This window comes from Acinetobacter sp. HY1485, assembly GCF_027568475.1.
Classification (GTDB): domain Bacteria; phylum Pseudomonadota; class Gammaproteobacteria; order Pseudomonadales; family Moraxellaceae; genus Acinetobacter.
Genome location: NZ_JANKZG010000003.1, coordinates 116307 through 133265, shown reverse-complemented (window position 1 = coordinate 133265; position 16959 = coordinate 116307). Strand labels below are relative to the sequence as shown.

At 36.4% G+C, this 16959-nt stretch carries 17 protein-coding genes, 1 tRNA gene and 1 other RNA gene; 16 read left to right on the top strand and 3 right to left on the bottom strand.

The window, feature by feature from the left end:
* The first annotated feature begins 8 nt into the window (after positions 1–8).
* The 3 genes from rluD (at position 9) to PCI70_RS04410 (ending at position 2760) form a co-directional block, all read left to right on the top strand.
* Positions 9–1055, top strand: a complete 1047-nt coding sequence (gene rluD / locus PCI70_RS04420) for a 23S rRNA pseudouridine(1911/1915/1917) synthase RluD (RefSeq protein WP_269914149.1) — start codon at positions 9–11, stop codon at positions 1053–1055.
* A 19-nt stretch (positions 1056–1074) separates the two neighbouring features.
* A complete protein-coding gene (gene pgeF, locus PCI70_RS04415; protein WP_269914148.1) occupies positions 1075–1782 on the top strand; it encodes a peptidoglycan editing factor PgeF in 708 nt (235 codons plus the stop codon).
* 291 nt (positions 1783–2073) lie between these two features.
* Entirely contained in the window at positions 2074–2760 is a 687-nt protein-coding gene (locus PCI70_RS04410) for an aspartate/glutamate racemase family protein (protein ID WP_269914147.1), read from the top strand.
* A gap of 25 nt (positions 2761–2785) precedes the next feature.
* Here the strand turns inward: PCI70_RS04410 and smpB are convergent, their stop codons facing one another.
* Positions 2786–3262, bottom strand: a complete 477-nt coding sequence (smpB, locus tag PCI70_RS04405) for an SsrA-binding protein SmpB (protein ID WP_269914146.1) — start codon at positions 3260–3262, stop codon at positions 2786–2788.
* Positions 3263–3405: 143 nt separating this feature from the next.
* On the opposite strand from smpB, the gene coaD reads away from it, so the two are divergent.
* The 4 genes from coaD to PCI70_RS04385 all read left to right on the top strand — a co-directional run bounded on the left by coaD (position 3406) and on the right by PCI70_RS04385 (position 4683).
* Positions 3406–3897, top strand: coding sequence for a pantetheine-phosphate adenylyltransferase (gene coaD, locus PCI70_RS04400; protein WP_269914145.1), 492 nt, complete (start codon positions 3406–3408; stop codon positions 3895–3897).
* A gap of 2 nt (positions 3898–3899) precedes the next feature.
* A complete protein-coding gene (locus PCI70_RS04395) occupies positions 3900–4169 on the top strand; it encodes a YfhL family 4Fe-4S dicluster ferredoxin (protein ID WP_269914144.1) in 270 nt (89 codons plus the stop codon).
* A 19-nt stretch (positions 4170–4188) separates the two neighbouring features.
* Positions 4189–4546, top strand: an RNA gene (rnpB, locus tag PCI70_RS04390) — RNase P RNA component class A.
* A gap of 60 nt (positions 4547–4606) precedes the next feature.
* Positions 4607–4683: transfer RNA gene (locus PCI70_RS04385), tRNA-Met, on the top strand.
* A gap of 76 nt (positions 4684–4759) precedes the next feature.
* Here the strand turns inward: PCI70_RS04385 and PCI70_RS04380 are convergent.
* Positions 4760–5521 carry a DUF481 domain-containing protein gene (locus PCI70_RS04380; protein WP_269914143.1) on the bottom strand — a complete coding sequence of 254 codons (762 nt, stop codon included), beginning with the start codon at positions 5519–5521 and terminating at the stop codon, positions 4760–4762.
* Positions 5522–5825: 304 nt separating this feature from the next.
* Between PCI70_RS04380 and PCI70_RS04375 the strand changes: the two genes are divergently transcribed.
* The 4 genes from PCI70_RS04375 to PCI70_RS04360 are packed head-to-tail and all read left to right on the top strand — an operon-like array spanning position 5826 to position 10619.
* Complete coding sequence (locus PCI70_RS04375) at positions 5826–6380, top strand: fimbrial protein (protein WP_269914142.1); 555 nt, start codon at positions 5826–5828, stop codon at positions 6378–6380.
* A 24-nt stretch (positions 6381–6404) separates the two neighbouring features.
* A complete protein-coding gene (locus PCI70_RS04370) occupies positions 6405–7109 on the top strand; it encodes a fimbrial biogenesis chaperone (protein WP_269914141.1) in 705 nt (234 codons plus the stop codon).
* 1 nt (position 7110) lies between these two features.
* Complete coding sequence (locus tag PCI70_RS04365; protein WP_269914140.1) at positions 7111–9582, top strand: fimbria/pilus outer membrane usher protein; 2472 nt, start codon at positions 7111–7113, stop codon at positions 9580–9582.
* Entirely contained in the window at positions 9579–10619 is a 1041-nt protein-coding gene (locus tag PCI70_RS04360) for a fimbrial protein (RefSeq protein ID WP_269914139.1), read from the top strand. The genes PCI70_RS04365 and PCI70_RS04360 overlap by 4 nt, the downstream gene beginning before the upstream one ends.
* Here PCI70_RS04360 and PCI70_RS04355 read toward each other — a convergent pair.
* Complete coding sequence (locus PCI70_RS04355; protein ID WP_269914138.1) at positions 10616–11395, bottom strand: ElyC/SanA/YdcF family protein; 780 nt, start codon at positions 11393–11395, stop codon at positions 10616–10618. The genes PCI70_RS04360 and PCI70_RS04355 overlap by 4 nt on opposite strands.
* A gap of 98 nt (positions 11396–11493) precedes the next feature.
* Here PCI70_RS04355 and PCI70_RS04350 point away from each other — a divergent pair, with 98 nt between their 5' ends.
* The 5 genes from PCI70_RS04350 (at position 11494) to pgaC (ending at position 16955) form a co-directional block, all read left to right on the top strand.
* Complete coding sequence (locus PCI70_RS04350; protein ID WP_269914137.1) at positions 11494–12450, top strand: patatin-like phospholipase family protein; 957 nt, start codon at positions 11494–11496, stop codon at positions 12448–12450.
* A gap of 69 nt (positions 12451–12519) precedes the next feature.
* Positions 12520–13038 (top strand): acyl-CoA thioesterase, encoded by a 519-nt coding sequence (locus PCI70_RS04345; RefSeq protein WP_269914136.1) that lies wholly within the window; start codon positions 12520–12522, stop codon positions 13036–13038.
* A 39-nt stretch (positions 13039–13077) separates the two neighbouring features.
* A complete protein-coding gene (locus PCI70_RS04340; protein ID WP_269914135.1) occupies positions 13078–13416 on the top strand; it encodes an FKBP-type peptidyl-prolyl cis-trans isomerase in 339 nt (112 codons plus the stop codon).
* A 326-nt stretch (positions 13417–13742) separates the two neighbouring features.
* Positions 13743–15680 carry a poly-beta-1,6-N-acetyl-D-glucosamine N-deacetylase PgaB gene (gene pgaB / locus PCI70_RS04335; RefSeq protein WP_269914295.1) on the top strand — a complete coding sequence of 646 codons (1938 nt, stop codon included), beginning with the start codon at positions 13743–13745 and terminating at the stop codon, positions 15678–15680.
* A 12-nt stretch (positions 15681–15692) separates the two neighbouring features.
* Positions 15693–16955, top strand: coding sequence for a poly-beta-1,6-N-acetyl-D-glucosamine synthase (gene pgaC / locus PCI70_RS04330; RefSeq protein ID WP_269914134.1), 1263 nt, complete (start codon positions 15693–15695; stop codon positions 16953–16955).
* The last annotated feature ends 4 nt before the right edge of the window (positions 16956–16959 follow it).

Sequence of the window (16959 nt, the reverse complement as noted above, 5' to 3'; positions counted from 1 at the left end):
TTGTTCTAATGAGCCAAATGACTTCTACACAATCTTCCGAAACAGATTTTAATTTACTCGAAGATGCTGACGATGCAGATAATCATAATTCTGCGGCAACTTCAACCCATTTATCGTTGCAAGTTCAATTAGATGAACAGTATCTTGGACTACGTATTGACCAAGTAGCTGCAACGGTATGGAGCGAGTTTTCGCGCGAAAAACTCAAACAATGGATGAAAGAAGGTCATCTTTTAGTAGATGGTCAAACAGTCAAACCTAAATTCCGCTGTGAAGGGACTGAGCTTTTAACGTTAGATGTTGAGCTTGAACAACAGACCTCTAGTCAGCCTGAAAATATTCCACTTGATATTATTTACGAAGATGATGATATCTTAGTTGTGAATAAACCTGTCGGTATGGTCGTGCATCCTGGTGCAGGAAACCCAACAGGGACTTTGGTGAATGCAATTTTATATCATTGTCCAAAATCTAATGAGTTGTCTCGTGCTGGGCTTGTACATCGTATTGATAAAGATACATCAGGTTTGTTGGTGGTGGCAAAAACCCTTGAGGCGCAATTTTCATTGTCTAAACAGTTAGGTGATAAATCTGTATATCGTGTATACGATTTAATTACATACGGCAATATTATTGCAGGTGGCACAATTGATGAACCAATAAAACGTCATCCGATTGATCGTATTAAAATGACAGTATTGCCTGGTGGTAAAGATGCAGTAACGCACTACAACGTTAAAGAGCGTTTTCAACATTTTACGCGTGTACAGGCACGTTTAGAAACAGGGCGTACTCATCAAATTCGTGTGCATTTTACCTATATTGGGCATGGATTAATTGGTGATCCTGTTTATATGAGCCGTGTTCGTGTACCTGCAGGTGCTTCTGAGCGTTTAACCGTAATGCTAAAAGGCTTTAGACGCCAAGCGTTACATGCAGCTCAATTAGGGCTTGTACATCCGCGTACGCAAGAAGAAATGTTATTTGAAGCACCATTGCCTGAAGACTTTACAGAACTACTGACGGTGTTACGTGAAGAAGATGCTGCATACTAAATTGTTTTAAGGATAAGCAATGAATTTACCAAACGGTGTGGTGGTTGGACAAACGACTGTAAATGAACAAGGTCTGTTAGATGCATCTGATGAAGCGTTTGCAGGCTTTAATTTGGCATTGCATGTGGGTGATAATCCTGTGCGTGTACAACGTCACCGCATCGCTTTGTTAAAACAGTTAGGTGTTACAAAACTAACTTGGCTAAACCAAACCCATAGTACAACGTGTCATATAGTCAATGATCAAGTTACATTTGATGCGTTAACAGGGGATGGTTTAGTTACACAGCAAAAAAGCCATGCCTTGATGATTATGACAGCAGATTGTTTACCTGTTGTTATAGGGAATGCTGAAGGCACAGAAGTGGCAAACTTACATGCAGGTTGGCGTGGGCTTGCAGGTGGTATGATAGAAGCCACCTTGAATTCTATGAAGACCAAAGCGAGTTGGGCATGGTTGGGGGCTTGTATTAGTCAAGCTTGTTTTGAGGTGGGTGCAGAAGTAAAACAAGCATTTTGTGAAAAATATGATGTTGCAGATGCTTTTGTACAACGACCTAATGGTAAATATCATGCTGATCTTTACCATATTGCACGTTTTATTTTAGCTCAACATGGCATCACTCAGGTTTATGGTGGAGAAGCTTGTACTTATCAACAGAACTATTTTTCTTATCGCCGTACAGCCAACACAGGAAGAATGGCAACTTTTGTGTTTATGCGTTAATTTTTTTCTGAAACAAAGCAGTATTAACGTAATTAAAAAGATTGAGGTATTGATAAATAGTAGGCTAGTTATAAAAGTAAGCCTAATATTCAGTTTTTATTTGTACATTAAAAAATAACTTTACTATTGTTTTTTAAATTTTATGAAGTAATTCCAATCATATTTAAGAGGCTGATCTTTTGTTACACCGTGCATGACTGTTATTCTATGATTTTAAAATCTAAAAGCAATTTTATTCTATTTTTTTATTTTCATTTTAGAGACACTCTTTAAAAGCTATAGGAGTGAAAAATGAAAACAATCGGTTTAATTGGTGGGATGAGTTGGGAGTCGACAAATTTATACTACCAACAGCTTAATCGCGGTATACAGCAAAAACTTGGGGGATGGAGTTCTGCAAAAGTATTACTGCATAGCGTAAATTTTCAAGATATTTTAGATTTGCAAGAAAAAAACGATTGGCAAGGAATTGGCGAAATTTTAGCAAACCATGCAACACAACTTCAAAGTAGTGGTGCAGAAGGCATTGTATTATGTACAAATACCATGCATAAACTTGCCCCGATGATTGAGCAAAAAATCACAGTACCTTGTTTACATATTATTGATGTGTTGGCACATCAGCTTAAAGCTCAAGGGATTACAAAAGTAGGCGTTTTAGGTACAACATTTACGATGCAAGAAGCGTTTTACCAAGAACGTCTTGCAACACATGGTATCGAAATGGTTGTACCATCAGAAAATGACCAAAAAGTGATCCACCATATTATTTATAATGAATTATGTAAAGGCGTTATTACAGAACTATCTAAACAGCAGTATGTTGAAATTGTAAATAAGCTAATAGCACAAGAAGCACAAGGTATTGTACTCGGTTGTACCGAAATTGTACTTTTGATTGGTCAGGAAAAATTTACAGTTCCTACATTTGATACAACAGCTATTCATATACAAGCTGCACTTAATTTTATGCTATAAAAAAAAGCGAGATAATCTCGCTTTTTTATTTATGAAACATACGGGCTTTATCACGCTGCCAATCACGTTCTTTTAAAGTGGCACGTTTGTCGTGTAATTGCTTACCTTTTACAAGTGCAATTTCAAGCTTAACTAAATGCCCTTTCCAATAACACGCTAATGGTACACAAGAATAACCCTTTTGGTTAACTGCACCCATCAATGTTTCAATTTGACGGCGTGAAAGTAAAAGTTTGCGTGTCCGTGTTGCCTCAGGAACAACATGCGTAGATGCAGACAATAAAGGCTGAATTTGTGCACCAAATAAATAAGCTTCGTTTTGTTTAAAAATAATATAACTTTCAACAAGACTCATTCTGCCAGCACGTAAAGATTTTACTTCCCAACCTTGTAAAGATAAGCCTGCTTCAAATTTTTCTTCAATAAAATAATCATGACGTGCACGTTTGTTTTGAGCAATCGTACCGCCATTATTTTTTTTAACTACTTTTGCTGTCGCCATAATCAATTCATTCCAAATCTGTCACTATTGTGCCGTAAAGTTAAGGCGAGGTGAAGTGTTTGTATAAATTACAATGGAGTTGATACTATAAAAATCAAGTTTTTGCTAAACTAAACTTCTCATTACAAGGAAAACACGCCAAGATGTCTAAAACACGTATTTTGTATCCGGGTACATTTGACCCTATGACAAATGGTCACATCGACCTTGTTGTGCGTGCCTCTAAAATGTTTGATGAGGTTGTGGTTGCTGTTGCGGTTGGGCATCACAAACGACCATTATTTTCCGTAGATGAGCGTGTTAGCCTTGCCAAAAAAGCACTTGCTCATTTAGATAATGTTGAGTTTGTGAGTTTTGATGGATTATTGGTTAATTTTTTCAAAGAACAAAAAGCAACTGCGGTGTTACGTGGTCTACGCGCAATTTCTGATTTTGAATATGAATTTCAACTTGCTAACATGAATCGGACATTAGACAGTTGTTTTGAAACGGTATTTTTAACGCCGTCGGAACAATATTCTTTTATTTCGTCAACCATGGTAAGAGAAATTGCACGTTTAGATGGTGATGTATCTAAATTTGTACCTCAACATATTGCAGATGCATTTAGAACTAAGCTGATAAGTGGATCTTAAATATGTCGCTTTATATTACAGATGAATGTATTAACTGTGATGTGTGTGAACCTGTATGCCCAAATGAAGCCATTTATTTTGGAGAATCTATTTATGAGATTGATCCAAATTTATGTACCGAATGTGTAGGGCATCATGATCTGCCACAGTGTCAATTATTTTGTCCTGTCGACTGTATTCCGCTTGATCCTGATCATGCAGAAACACAAGATGAACTGATGCAAAAATACAAACGTCTAACTGATCAAAAAAATGCAAGCAATTCAAATTGATTTTTGGTAGTATAGCCCCCGAGTGAGCTGGACGGTCGCTGCTGTGGAGGTCTTCGTGACTAAAGCAGGGGAGGAAAGTCCGGGCTTCATAGGGCAAGGTGCCAGGTAACGCCTGGGCGGTGTAAGCCGACGGAAAGTGCAGCAGAGAGTAGACCGCCATTTTTTAAATGGTAAGGGTGAAAGGGTGTGGTAAGAGCGCACCGCATGACTGGTAACAGTTCATGGCATGGTAAACCCCACCGGAAGCAAGACCAAATAGGAATCCTTAAGATATGGCCCATATTGGATTCGGGTAGGTCGCTTGAGCGTATGAGTGATTGTACGCCTAGAGGAATGATCGTTCTTGACAGAACCCGGCTTACAGGCTCACTCACTAAATTTTTTAAAAATAACTTGACGTATTAAATTAAAGTATAGATAATACGCCAACAGTTTTTGGCTATGTAGCTCAGTTGGTTAGAGCACAGCACTCATAATGCTGGGGTCACAGGTTCGAGTCCAGTCATAGCCACCATTTTTACAGACCATACAACCTTTGTATGGTCTTTTTTTATGCCTAAAAAAGCCACCGCAGTGGGTGGCTGTTATGCTTAGTATTTATAGTGTAAGCCTAAAGAAAGTAAAGAATCTCGGCTGTCACCTGCATCTGCTTTAATATCGTTTAAGTTATAACTTGCAAAAGCAGAAAAATGTTGCGTTAAGTCTGTAGTAAGCGCTGTACGAGAACGGAAAGTTTGAGAGTCTTGTCCATAGTCGTAACCTAAATCTTGGTTAAAACGAACACTTGGTGTAATTTGATATTGGTAAAAAGCAGCGACAGTGCCAATAATTTCGTTGTTATTGCCACCTGCTTTTTTCTCACTAAAACGATAACCTGCACCCACTTCAGTTGAAAGCGATTGTTTTTCGTCTTTTAAAATATCAAGACCTACACCACCTGTTGTACTAATTTGATAGTTAAATGCGCTACTTAGGTCTTTTTCTGCATTGATTTTACCAAATTGATAAACTGTATCTGTACTGCGGTGTAAAAGCTTACCTGCTAGTAAGTAACGTTCAATATTATCTGAGCTGTCATCATGTGTACTGGTTGCATTAGCAATAACTTCTTGTCCCCATACACCGACTTGGCGTTGAAATAAAATACGTGCTGTTAAGTTTTCTTTGCTTGATGAGCTACCATCTGTAGATTTACTGTTATTAAGCAAATAACCAATATCACCTTCTAAACGAAAAGGTTTACCTTCATCAATTTGAATAGAGCCAATGCCTGTACGTGAAGGTGCTGTTGGTGCAGCAAAAGCAGTAGTAGTTAACATTGTTAAAGCAGATAGAATAATAATTTTACGCATCGTTATCTCTTTTTTTTAAAAAGCTCAAACTATCATATTAAGAATAATAGTCTACAAAAGATTCACTTTATCTTCTTATTTTAACTAAAGTTATACAATACAAACTTTTATGAACACAATGGATACATATTGAAAAAGTATTCTCTATTTTGTTTAGAAATGTATTAATTATGAATATTTAAAAATAATTTTTAGATTGAGAAATTAATACATCGCTAAATATTAAAAAATATAATTTGTCATTATATTTCATCTGATATGTATTTTAGATATCAAATTATTCTAAATGAAAGAGGTATTAAATATGCAAAATAAAAGCATATTAAGCGCTTTATTGCTTGCAGGTCTAGCATCGTCTTCTGTATATGCAGTTGATGGTACAGTCACGTTTAACGGTACATTAGTTGATAGTACGTGTTCTGCAACTGTTGACAGTGGCAGTACAGCGGATGCAACAGTGACATTACCAACAACTAATGTTTCTGCTTTGACGACATCTGCAAATGTAGCGGGTTTAACAAGCTATAAAATTACTTTAACAGGTGCAGGGTGTAGTACATCTGCAGGTGTTGCAGCACCTTATTACGAACCAAGTCTTGCAAATGTAAATACCAATGGGCGTTTAACTAATACAGGTACGGCTACAAATGTTGATGTACAGCTATTAAATAATTCACAAAGTGTAATTGATTTAACAGCAGACTCAGCTTCTCAAACGTATTCAACAGCAACAACAGGAACAAATAGTTCAAGCGTTGCAACTTATACGTATCCTTACTATGCACGTTATTATGCAACAGGTACAACAACGGCAGGAACGGTTGTAGGAAAAGTTGATTATTCAATTGTTTATAAATAATTAATAAAAATGGGAGAGTAATACGTGAAAAAATATTTATTTGCTTCTGTAATGGGGCTCTTGGGAATTGAAAGTTGTTTTGCGGGCGTAACAATTACAGGAACACGAATTATTTTCCCATCCGACCAAAAACAAGTTGTTGTTCAGCTCAATAATCCTGATTCACATGCCGCGTTAGTACAAGCATGGTTAGATGATGGAAATCCAAAAGAAATTCCTGCAGCTGATCGTATTCCATTTGTTTTAACGCCCCCTTTGTCTCGTATAGAAGAAAATAAAGGGCAAATGTTGCGCTTAATTGCAAAAAATACCAATCAGTTAGCACAAGACCGTGAGTCTTTATATTGGTTCAATATTTTAGATGTGGCACCCACAGATCATGCAGTACCAAATAAGTTAAATATTTCAGTTCGTTCTAGAATTAAATTATTTTATCGTCCTATTCATTTAAAAGGTAAACCGGAAAACTTTTTTTCTAAATTATCATTTAAATATATAAAAGATTTAAATGTCATAGAGGTTTCAAACAATAGTCCATATTATATGAATTTTCAAAAAGTAGTTGTTTCAAATAATAATCAACAACAGGAAGTTTATACAGATCCATTAATGGTTGCACCTTTTGGTCATTCAACATTCAAAACAAAAATAACGTCTCCAAAAACGATTAATTATTTATTAATAAATGACTTTGGTGGAATAAATTCTTTAAATACAACTATTAATTAATATGAAAAAAATTATTATTATTACACTTGCACACCTTACGTTTAGTTCGTCTGTGTTGGCAGATAAATTATTAGCATTTGATTCTGGTTCATTGTTTGGGGAGCAAAATAAAGATATTGATCTTAGTGTATTTAATGAAGAAAACTCCGTTGGAGCAGGTCATTATTTACTGAGTACAACCTTAAATGATCAGTATATTGGACAGTTAGAGGTTAAGTTTTGGCAACCTGATTCTAAAAAAGCCGCTATTTTGTGTATAGATCCAAGCTTACTTAAGCGTTTAGATTTAAAACCAAGTGTTGTGACAACATTAAAAAATAATGAGTGTACGTCGATTGAGCAAATTAGCCCAGATGCATCTTATCATTATGATGGCAATTCATTGATGTTAAGTTTGTCCATTCCTTTAGTCTTAACCAATCAAAGACCTGAAGGTTTTATTGCACCATCGCTTTTTGATAATGGCATTACGTCTGCTTATCTCTCTTACGATTTTAACCGTTATAGTGATCATAGTAATGATACTAAAAACGTGACAACAAATTATTTAAATTTATCGGGTGGTATCAATTTTGGTGGTTTTAATTATCGACACAGCGGTAGTTTTGAGTCGAATAATGAAAAGTTATCGCGCTATCACTCTAGTCTAAATGTATTGTCTACTGATATTGCTCGTTTGAATTCTCGGTTATCGCTTGGTGATTTTTCTACTAATTCTTACTATTTAAGCTCAAACTTAATTCGTGGTATTGAATTAAGCAACGATACTAGTATGCGACCTTGGTCGGTGCAAAGCTATGCGCCTGTTATTCAAGGGGTTGCTAATTCAAATGCTTTGGTGTCTGTATTTCAAAATGGGCAAAAAATTTACGAGCGTACTGTACCCATTGGGTCATTTACGCTTAATGATGTAACACCGCTTGCAACAAATGGCGATTTAACCGTTCAAATTACAGAACAAGGAGGCGGTAAAAGAAGTTTTACTGTGCCGTTACAAGGTAATTTGAACTTAGTAAGAAAAGGGCAGTTTAATTATAATGTGGCATTAGGACGTTATAAACTTGATCGTAAAGTATCTGATCAAACCGTCTTACAAGCCACGGCTGAGTATGGTTTATTTAATGATTTTACAACTCATTTAGGGACAAATCTAAGCCAAGATTATCAAGGTTATTTATTTGGGTTTGGCTTAAATACTTTATTGGGTGGCGTAACATTAGATGCCGAACAAAGTCTTGCTGATTTAAATCATATCAATAAAAATGGTCAAAAATATCGCTTTAGTTATCATTACACGGTTTTACCTTTAAATCTAAATTTTAGTTTAAATACTCAGCATTTAAGTCAAAACTATATTTCTTTAGCAAATACCGTGTCTTTGTTAAATAAAGATAATTTAACAGAAAGTGAAGTTGATAATTTTTACTTAACTTATAATTTGAAACAGCAAACTAGCTTAACCCTGCGTCAGCAACTTGGACAGCGATGGGGTTCTTTTTATGCAACAGGCACAACCTCAAAATATTGGAATGATACCAAAACGTATAATCAATATACGCTAGGGTATTCTAATGCGTGGAAGAAGATAAATTATAATTTGAATGTGGCACAAACACAGACAACAACCAGTCAAAAAGATAAAAGTGTCTATTTAAGTGTTTCTATTCCGTTATCTTGGAAAGACAAAACTATTAATTCTAATACAATCATGCAACATACGCATGATAACGATACGATCAGCACAGGTTTAAGTGGTACAGCAGGCGAACATAACCAGTTAAATTATGCATTTAATGTAAATAAGACGGATAGCCAAACCACTGCACTTACTACCAGTATCAATTACTTATTGCCACAAACAAATGTGGGCGTAACATTAGCCACAGGAAATCATCAATCGCAATACGGTCTTAGTTTACAAGGCGGTATAGTTGCACATCCATATGGATTAACTTTAACTAATAATTTGTCGGATACATTTACCGTTATTCATGCAGAAAATGCAGCAGGTGCAGAGCTGACAAATGCTTGGGGGATTAAGTTAGATCATTTTGGTAATGCGATTTATCCATTGGTTGATCCGTATCATATTAATACACTGAGCATTAATAGCAAAAATCTACCATTAAATGTGGCATTAAAAAATAATCAGGCACAGGTCATTCCTCGCCGTTATAGTGCTACTTTGCTTAATTTTGAAACAACGCAAACCTCTAATGTACTTTTAGATTTACAAACTAAATATCAAATTCCAATGGGAATTGAGGTTAAGGATGCTCAAGGCAATACAAGTGCGTTAATGGGGCAGGCAAATCAACTCTTTATTAATAATAATGAGGTGTTGAAACAACCTATTGTTCTACATTGGGGTGTGAATAATACATCAACATGTACAATTCCGACGACTGAGCAAAAATTAAATAAAAAAACCAATTTAGATCAATTCCAATCAATTCGTGTGGTGTGTGAATGAAAAAACTATCTTTAATTTTTTTGATGGGTTGTGTCACATGCGGTTATGCGTATGCAGATGACTGTACGATTTCTTCAGGTACTTTACGTGGTGGGGCGATCTCTCCTGCTAACTCAGCATCTACGACACATGTTTATAGTAGTTCTCAAGTTACGCATGGCTCTATTGTAAGTTGTATTGCTAAAACAGGCAGTAGTGCAAATGGAACGATGGCATCTTCTTTGTCATTAACAGGTTCAAATATTGATACAAGTTCAAGCACAACTTATAACAGTACAACGTATTATAAAATTGTAAATACAGGGAATGAATTTTTAGATAATTTTGGATACATTTATTTTAAAGTGACCGATAATAATTCGAGTAGTTCACCATCAACAACATTGCCAACAATGGTGAGTAACAGTGGTTTATGGACAATTTATTCTTCAGTAGCAAACCATCCAACACAGGGTTTAAAATTTACGCCATCGTTTTACTTTTCTAAAGTTCCTACATCTACCATTACACAAAGTATTATTTTTGGTACGTTGACTGCAAATGTAACTTATAGTGGCACAACATATTCGAATTCGCCTTTAATTTATAGTACCGTTACATTTACACCAGTTTCTACCAATACATGTTCTGTACAAGATACCAGTGTGACGTTGCCTACAGTGAACATAAGTGCACTTTCTACTAGTGGAAGTGAAGCAGGACGAACAGGGTTTACTGTAAGTGCAACATGTAGTTCTGGTTTAGCTAGCACATCAATGAGTGCAGTAATGCTTGATACAAACAATGTGAGCAATTCCACCACACTTTTAACGAACACAGGAACAGCAACAGATGTTTCTGTAAAAGTTTACGACAGTTCAAATACACCTATCACACTGGGTGGAAGTGGAAATAGTTTTACATTCGGAACAACAAGTTCAGGTAGTACACCTACAGTAAGTAAAAAATTTGCAGCGACTTACTACAGAAATGGATCTACAACATTATCGGCTGGAACTGTTAGTGCAAAAGCAACGGTAAGTTTATTTTATAATTAATACTCTTGGAGGACTTTGCCACTAATAAAAGCAAAGTACTCACGTACCCATGCGTTATAACGTGTCAGTTTAGGTGTAGGTGCACTTACCATCGTCACATCGCTAAAATTTTGTTTTTTAGCAATTGCTTGTGCTCGTAGTGTATGAAAATCACTTGTTACAATGGCAATTGTATCTTGTTTAATAATATGTTGCTGTTGCATTAGTGGCGCACTATTTTTTAAATTAAGTGCAGTACTGGTACTTTTACTTTCTAAAATAAAATTGGCTTTATTAAGTTGATACGTTTTTTGTAAATAATTTGCCATGACTTCTGCTTCGGATTCATGTTCATTAAAGTCCATACCACCTGTAAGCACCAATTTAGCCTGTGGATATTGCTTGGCAAGTTGTGCTGCTGTGTCCAAACGTGATGCTAAAATAGGAGTCGGTTGTCCATTAACAGTACCACTGCCTAAAACTATAATTGCTTTATAGTCTTGAGGATTAGGTGTGTGTTTTAAATTTTGGCTAATTTTCCAAAAAAAACCTGCCAAAGTAAGTGCCCAAACAATAAAACCACACCATGCTAAATTCCATAGTTTTTTTGCTGTTGGATGCGTCTTTAAATAATTTTGGATAGGCTGCCAAGCAATACTGAGTACAATAAAAATAAGTCCAATTAAAAAAGGTAAGATAATTCCTAAATGAATTTTTTTTAAGGCAAGTAGGTAACCACCATTGGCAAGTAGAACACTACCTACAACAAATAAGATAATACGAAGAAAAATAATCAAAATGAGCTCTCAATTTGCAACAATTCTGTAAAAAAACTCTTGTCATATTGTTGTCATATAACAGTAAACTAGCATTTTAACGCATTAAATGATGTTGCATGAAAAAGTGGTTTTTAAGTGTTTTTATTTGTTTAGTCGGTTGTCAATCTAATCCAACAATTCCTGCCTCTAGCACCATTGTAGAAGAACGCCATCAAACCTTAAAAGATGCTCAAAGTCATCTAGAACTTGGTAAGTTTAGCCAACGAAAACATCCAGTTGTCGCATTGGTTTTAGGGAGTGGAGGGGCACGGGGTTATGCTCATATTGGAGCTATTCAAGCCTTAGAACAAAATGGTATACATCCAGACTTTATTGTAGGTACCAGCGCAGGCAGTATTGTGGGTGCACTTTATGCCAGTGGAAAAACACCAAATGCAATTCGTCAGATTGCGTTAGATATGAAAGTACAAGATGTACGTGGTTTTAAACTGAACAAACAAGGTTTTTTAGATGGTGAAAAAATTGAAGATTTTGTGAATAAGCAAATTCATCATACACCATTGCAAAATATGAAAATCCCACTTTATATTGTAGCAACAGAATTAAAAACAGGTAAAAAAACCATTTTTAATTATGGCAATACAGGGCAAGCAGTTAGAGCGTCTGTTGCTATTCCAAGTATGTTCGTTCCTACTTTAATTAACCAAAAAGAATATGTTGATGGTGGATTAGTGAGCCCTGTCCCTGCTGATGTGGCAAAATCATTAGGTGCTGATATTGTAATTGCTGTTGATATTTTGGCACAGCCACAATATACAGAAACGACCAATATGTGGGGTATGTTCAATCAAAATATTAATATTATGCAACATCAGATGTCGCAAGTGGAATTACAACAAGCAGATGTCATTATTCGCCCTGATATTAGAGAAAAAGCGCATATCTTTGAGGTTAAGGAGCGTAATATCACTATGATGGCAGGACTGTTAGCCACACAAACACAAATTACAAAAATTAAGCAACTTATTGAAAGCAAACAGCAACAACTGAGTGATCGTGTAAAAGAAAGTTAAAAAATCAAGGGGAGTTTTTAAAATGGGTATATGATACGTTCAATCACTTTAATTCATGAGAACGTATAGATGTCTCTTTTAGATGAACAGGTTGTTCAATCTTCAGATGACCAATCTGAACTTACAATGACTGTTTTAATGACACCTGACATGGCAAACTTTTCTGGCAATGTCCATGGCGGTGCAATTTTAAAATTATTAGATCAAGTTGCCTATGCGTGTGCTAGTCGTTATTCGGGAAGCTATGTTGTGACTATTTCAGTGGATCAGGTGACGTTTAAAGAGCCAATTTATGTAGGTGAGTTAGTCACGTTTTTAGCGAGTGTGAATATGGTCGGGCGGACCTCAATGGAAATTGGGGTACGTGTAGAATCTCAAGATATTCGTAAACGTACGGTACGCCATACCAATAGTTGTTATTTTACAATGGTTGCCGTAGATGAAAAAGGAAAACCGCAAGCTGTTCCCGAATTAAAAATTACAACAGATGTCAAACGTTGCCGTTATGAAGCTGCCGAAGAGCGCAAAAAACATCGTCTGGCACATACAAAAAAAAGTTCATGTAGTATGATGCACAAGAACAAATAGGGTGATGAAAATCATCCTTTTTTATAGTGAGGGAATAAGATGGATACGTTAGAAATCATTGATTTAAAAGAAGGTACGGGTAAAGAGGCAGTAAAAGGTGCACTCATTACCACACATTACATAGGTTGGCTAGAAGATGGTACAAAGTTTGATGCTTCAATTGATCGGGGGCAATATTTTGAATGCGTTTTAGGAACAGGGCGTGTGATCAAAGGTTGGGATCAAGGAATTATGGGAATGAAAGTGGGTGGAAAGCGTAAACTTAAAGTACCTGCACATTTGGCATATGGTGAGCGTAAGATAGGTAAGATTATTCCTGCAAATTCAAATCTTATTTTTGAAATTGAGTTATTTGATGTAAAAACTCGTGATGAATAAATGGTGTTGAGTTACACCATTTATTTATATTAGGTTATGTAAATATATGTTGATAGAAATTACATTAAAAATAAAAAATATTTTAAAAACAATGATGTAATAAAAATTGAAGAAAAATCTAATAACATATTTTAATGAATTATCTATGGAGAGCCTTTATTTTTAAGCTGTTTTTCAGTTTACTTTTCAACAATACACGATAAATCACTAACGAAGTCTTAGGCTGCATAACGGCGTTAGTTTGTTGAAAGATATACATTGGAAACAATATGCTTTTTAATCGCTTTTTAGGTTCATTCCTTGCAACTTGTGTCAGTGTTGCTGTAATGGGTTCGCCTGCATATGCAGCTAAAAAACCCAAAATTAATCCTACTACGCTTACTGTGATTGGTTATCATGAAGTCACTGATCAAAATGCGTTAATTCCCCAATATGCGGTCAAAACAGAAAATTTTGAATCGCAAGTTCGCTTTTTACAAAAAAATGGCTTTAACTTTGTATCGGTAAGTCAATTATTAAAAGCGCATGAAGGTAAAGCGGTACTACCACCAAAACCTGTTCTATTGACGGTAGATGATGGATACGAATCGTTTTATTCAAATATTTATCCATTTGTAAAACAGAATAAAATTCCTGTAGTTCTTGCTGTTGTAGGGTCTTGGGTAGAGACCAAAGCAAATCAGCCTGTACATTTTGGTGATGAAAAAATTGATCGCACTAAAATTTTGACATGGCAACAACTCAAAGAAATGAGTGATAGTGGTTTCGTTGAAGTAGCAAGCCACAGTTATGATTTACATAAAGGTATCACAGGTAACCCACAAGATAACTCTGAACCTGCGGCAACAACACGTATGTACGACCCAAAAACCAAGCATTATGAGGGTGATGGTGCGTACAACAAACGTATTTATGATGATCTAAAAAAGAATAGTGATGTTATTAAGGCACATGGTATTCCTGCACCACGTGTAATGGTATGGCCGTACGGACGTTATAATATGGAAACCATCCGTATTGCAAAATCGTTAGGTATGCCAATCACAGTGAGTCTTGATGATGGTCCTGTTTACCTTAAAAAGTCACTATCGGCAGTTAATCGTATTTTAGTTGAACACGATATGACGCTAAATGATCTAAGTACAGAGATTGAAAATCGCGAAAAAGATTTAGGTGATAATTATCGTCCACAAAAAATTATGCATGTGGACTTAGACTATATTTACGATAAAGACCCTGAGCAAGAAGAGAAAAACTTAGGTGAGTTGTTAGATCGTATCCAAAAAATGGGTGTGAATGCGGTTTATTTACAAGCATTTTCAGACCCTGATGCTAATGGTTCTGCGGATATGGTGTATTTCCCAAACCGCTTTATTCCAATGCGCCAAGACTTGTTTAACCGTGTGGCATGGCAAATTGCATCTCGCACACAAGTTAACCGTATTTATGCGTGGATGCCATTACTTGCATGGGAGCTACCAAAATCTAACCCTGTATCTAAGCAGTTAGTGGTAACGCAGCAACCGAAAGGGCAAGACCATTTAAATATGGGCTATATCCGTTTGTCACCATTTTCGGCAGATGCACGTAAAGTGATTGAAGGGATTTACCAAGATTTAGGTAAATCAGCAACATTTGATGGCATTTTATTCCATGATGACACTACCTTATCTGATTACGAAGATGCTAGCCCTGAAGCCATGAAAGCATATAAAGCGGCAGGATTATCGACAGATTTAGAAAAAGTCCGCCAAGATGACAATAGTTTAGCGAAATGGACGTCATTTAAAACGCAATATATTGATAACTTTGCGTTACAATTGGCAGGTGAGGTTCGTCAATATCAACCGTACTTATTAACTGCACGCAACTTGTATGCACAAGTGGCATTACAGCCGTATGCAGAAAATTGGTATTCTCAGTCGTTAGAACAGTCGATCAAACGCTATGATTTTACTGCCATTATGGCAATGCCGTATATGGAACAAGTAAAAGACAAAGCGAAGTTTTATCAAGATATTGTAAACCGTGTAAAAGCACAGCCAAATGGTTTACATAAAACAGTGATGGAACTGCAAGCAGTCGATTGGAGACGTGATAGTCAACCTCTATCTTCTCAAGAATTATCTGACACAATCCATTCGTTGTATAAACAAGGCGTTATTCATGTTGGTTATTATCCTGATGATCCGATTAAAGGGTTACCAGATACCAAAACAATGCATGATGCATTTGCAACACAATCTGATCGCATTGTGCCTTAGGAGTTTGACAGCATGTCAGCATTACAGCGTTTTTGGCAATCTGCATTAGAGTTTGTCTTTTATTATCCATTGTTTATGTCGTATTTATGGATGATTGGCGCGATGATTTTTCATCTTAAAGAGCGTAAAGACCCGCCATATACACAGCCAAAAGCGTTGAGTGAATATCCTAAAGTAGCAGTCTTGGTGCCTTGTTTTAATGAAGGCGACAATGCAGAAGAAACTTTAAGTCATGCGCTTAAATTGGATTATCCTGATTTTGAAGTAATTGCCATTAATGACGGAAGCTCTGATAACACCGCACAAGTGTTAGATGAGCTTGCGATTAAATATGAAAAACTGCGTGTAGTGCATTTGGCACAAAACCAAGGTAAAGCGATGGCACTACAAGCAGGTAGCTTACTCACAGACGCAGAATATTTAATTGGTATTGATGGTGATGCGTTGTTAGATCCACATGCGGCGATGTGGATGATGCGTCATTTTTTAGCCAATCCAAGTATAGCAGCAGTGACAGGTAACCCACGCATTCGGACTCGTTCTACTTTACTTGGACGTATTCAAGTGGGCGAGTTTTCATCCATTGTGGGGATGATTAAACGTGCACAACGCGTATTTGGGCGTTTATTTACCGTATCAGGCGTTGTGACCGCATTTCGTAAAACAGCAGTGCATGAGGTGGGGTATTGGTCGCCTGATATGCTAACGGAAGATATTGATATTACATGGAAACTACAGCGCGCAGGTTGGGATGTTGAGTTTGAACCTAATGCGTTGGTTTGGATTTTAATGCCCGAAACGTTTACAGGTTTATATAAACAGCGTTTACGTTGGGCGATGGGTGGTGCACAAGTTTTAGTTAAAAACTTTGATGTATTTTTTAGACCAAGCTTGAATTTTTTATGGCCGCTCATGATTGAACTCTGTTTAACATTAGTTTGGTCTTATTTAATGCTAATTTTGGCGTGTATTTGGTTAATTGATACGCTGTTACCTAACCAAATACTCCCTGTAATGAACTCGCCATTTCTACCAGAAGGGATTGGTATTTTATTGGGTGCAACCTGCTTATTCCAATTTGTGATTAGTAAGTGGATGGATAGCCGTTACGAACCCAAATTATTTAAAAACTATTATTGGATGATCTGGTATCCATTTGTTTTTTGGTTAATTACCGTAACCGCCAGCATAATTGCTTTTCCAAAAGTGCTAGCAAGACGCGATGGAAAACGCGCACGTTGGGTGAGTCCCGATCGTGGCGTTCGTTCTAAATAGTAGG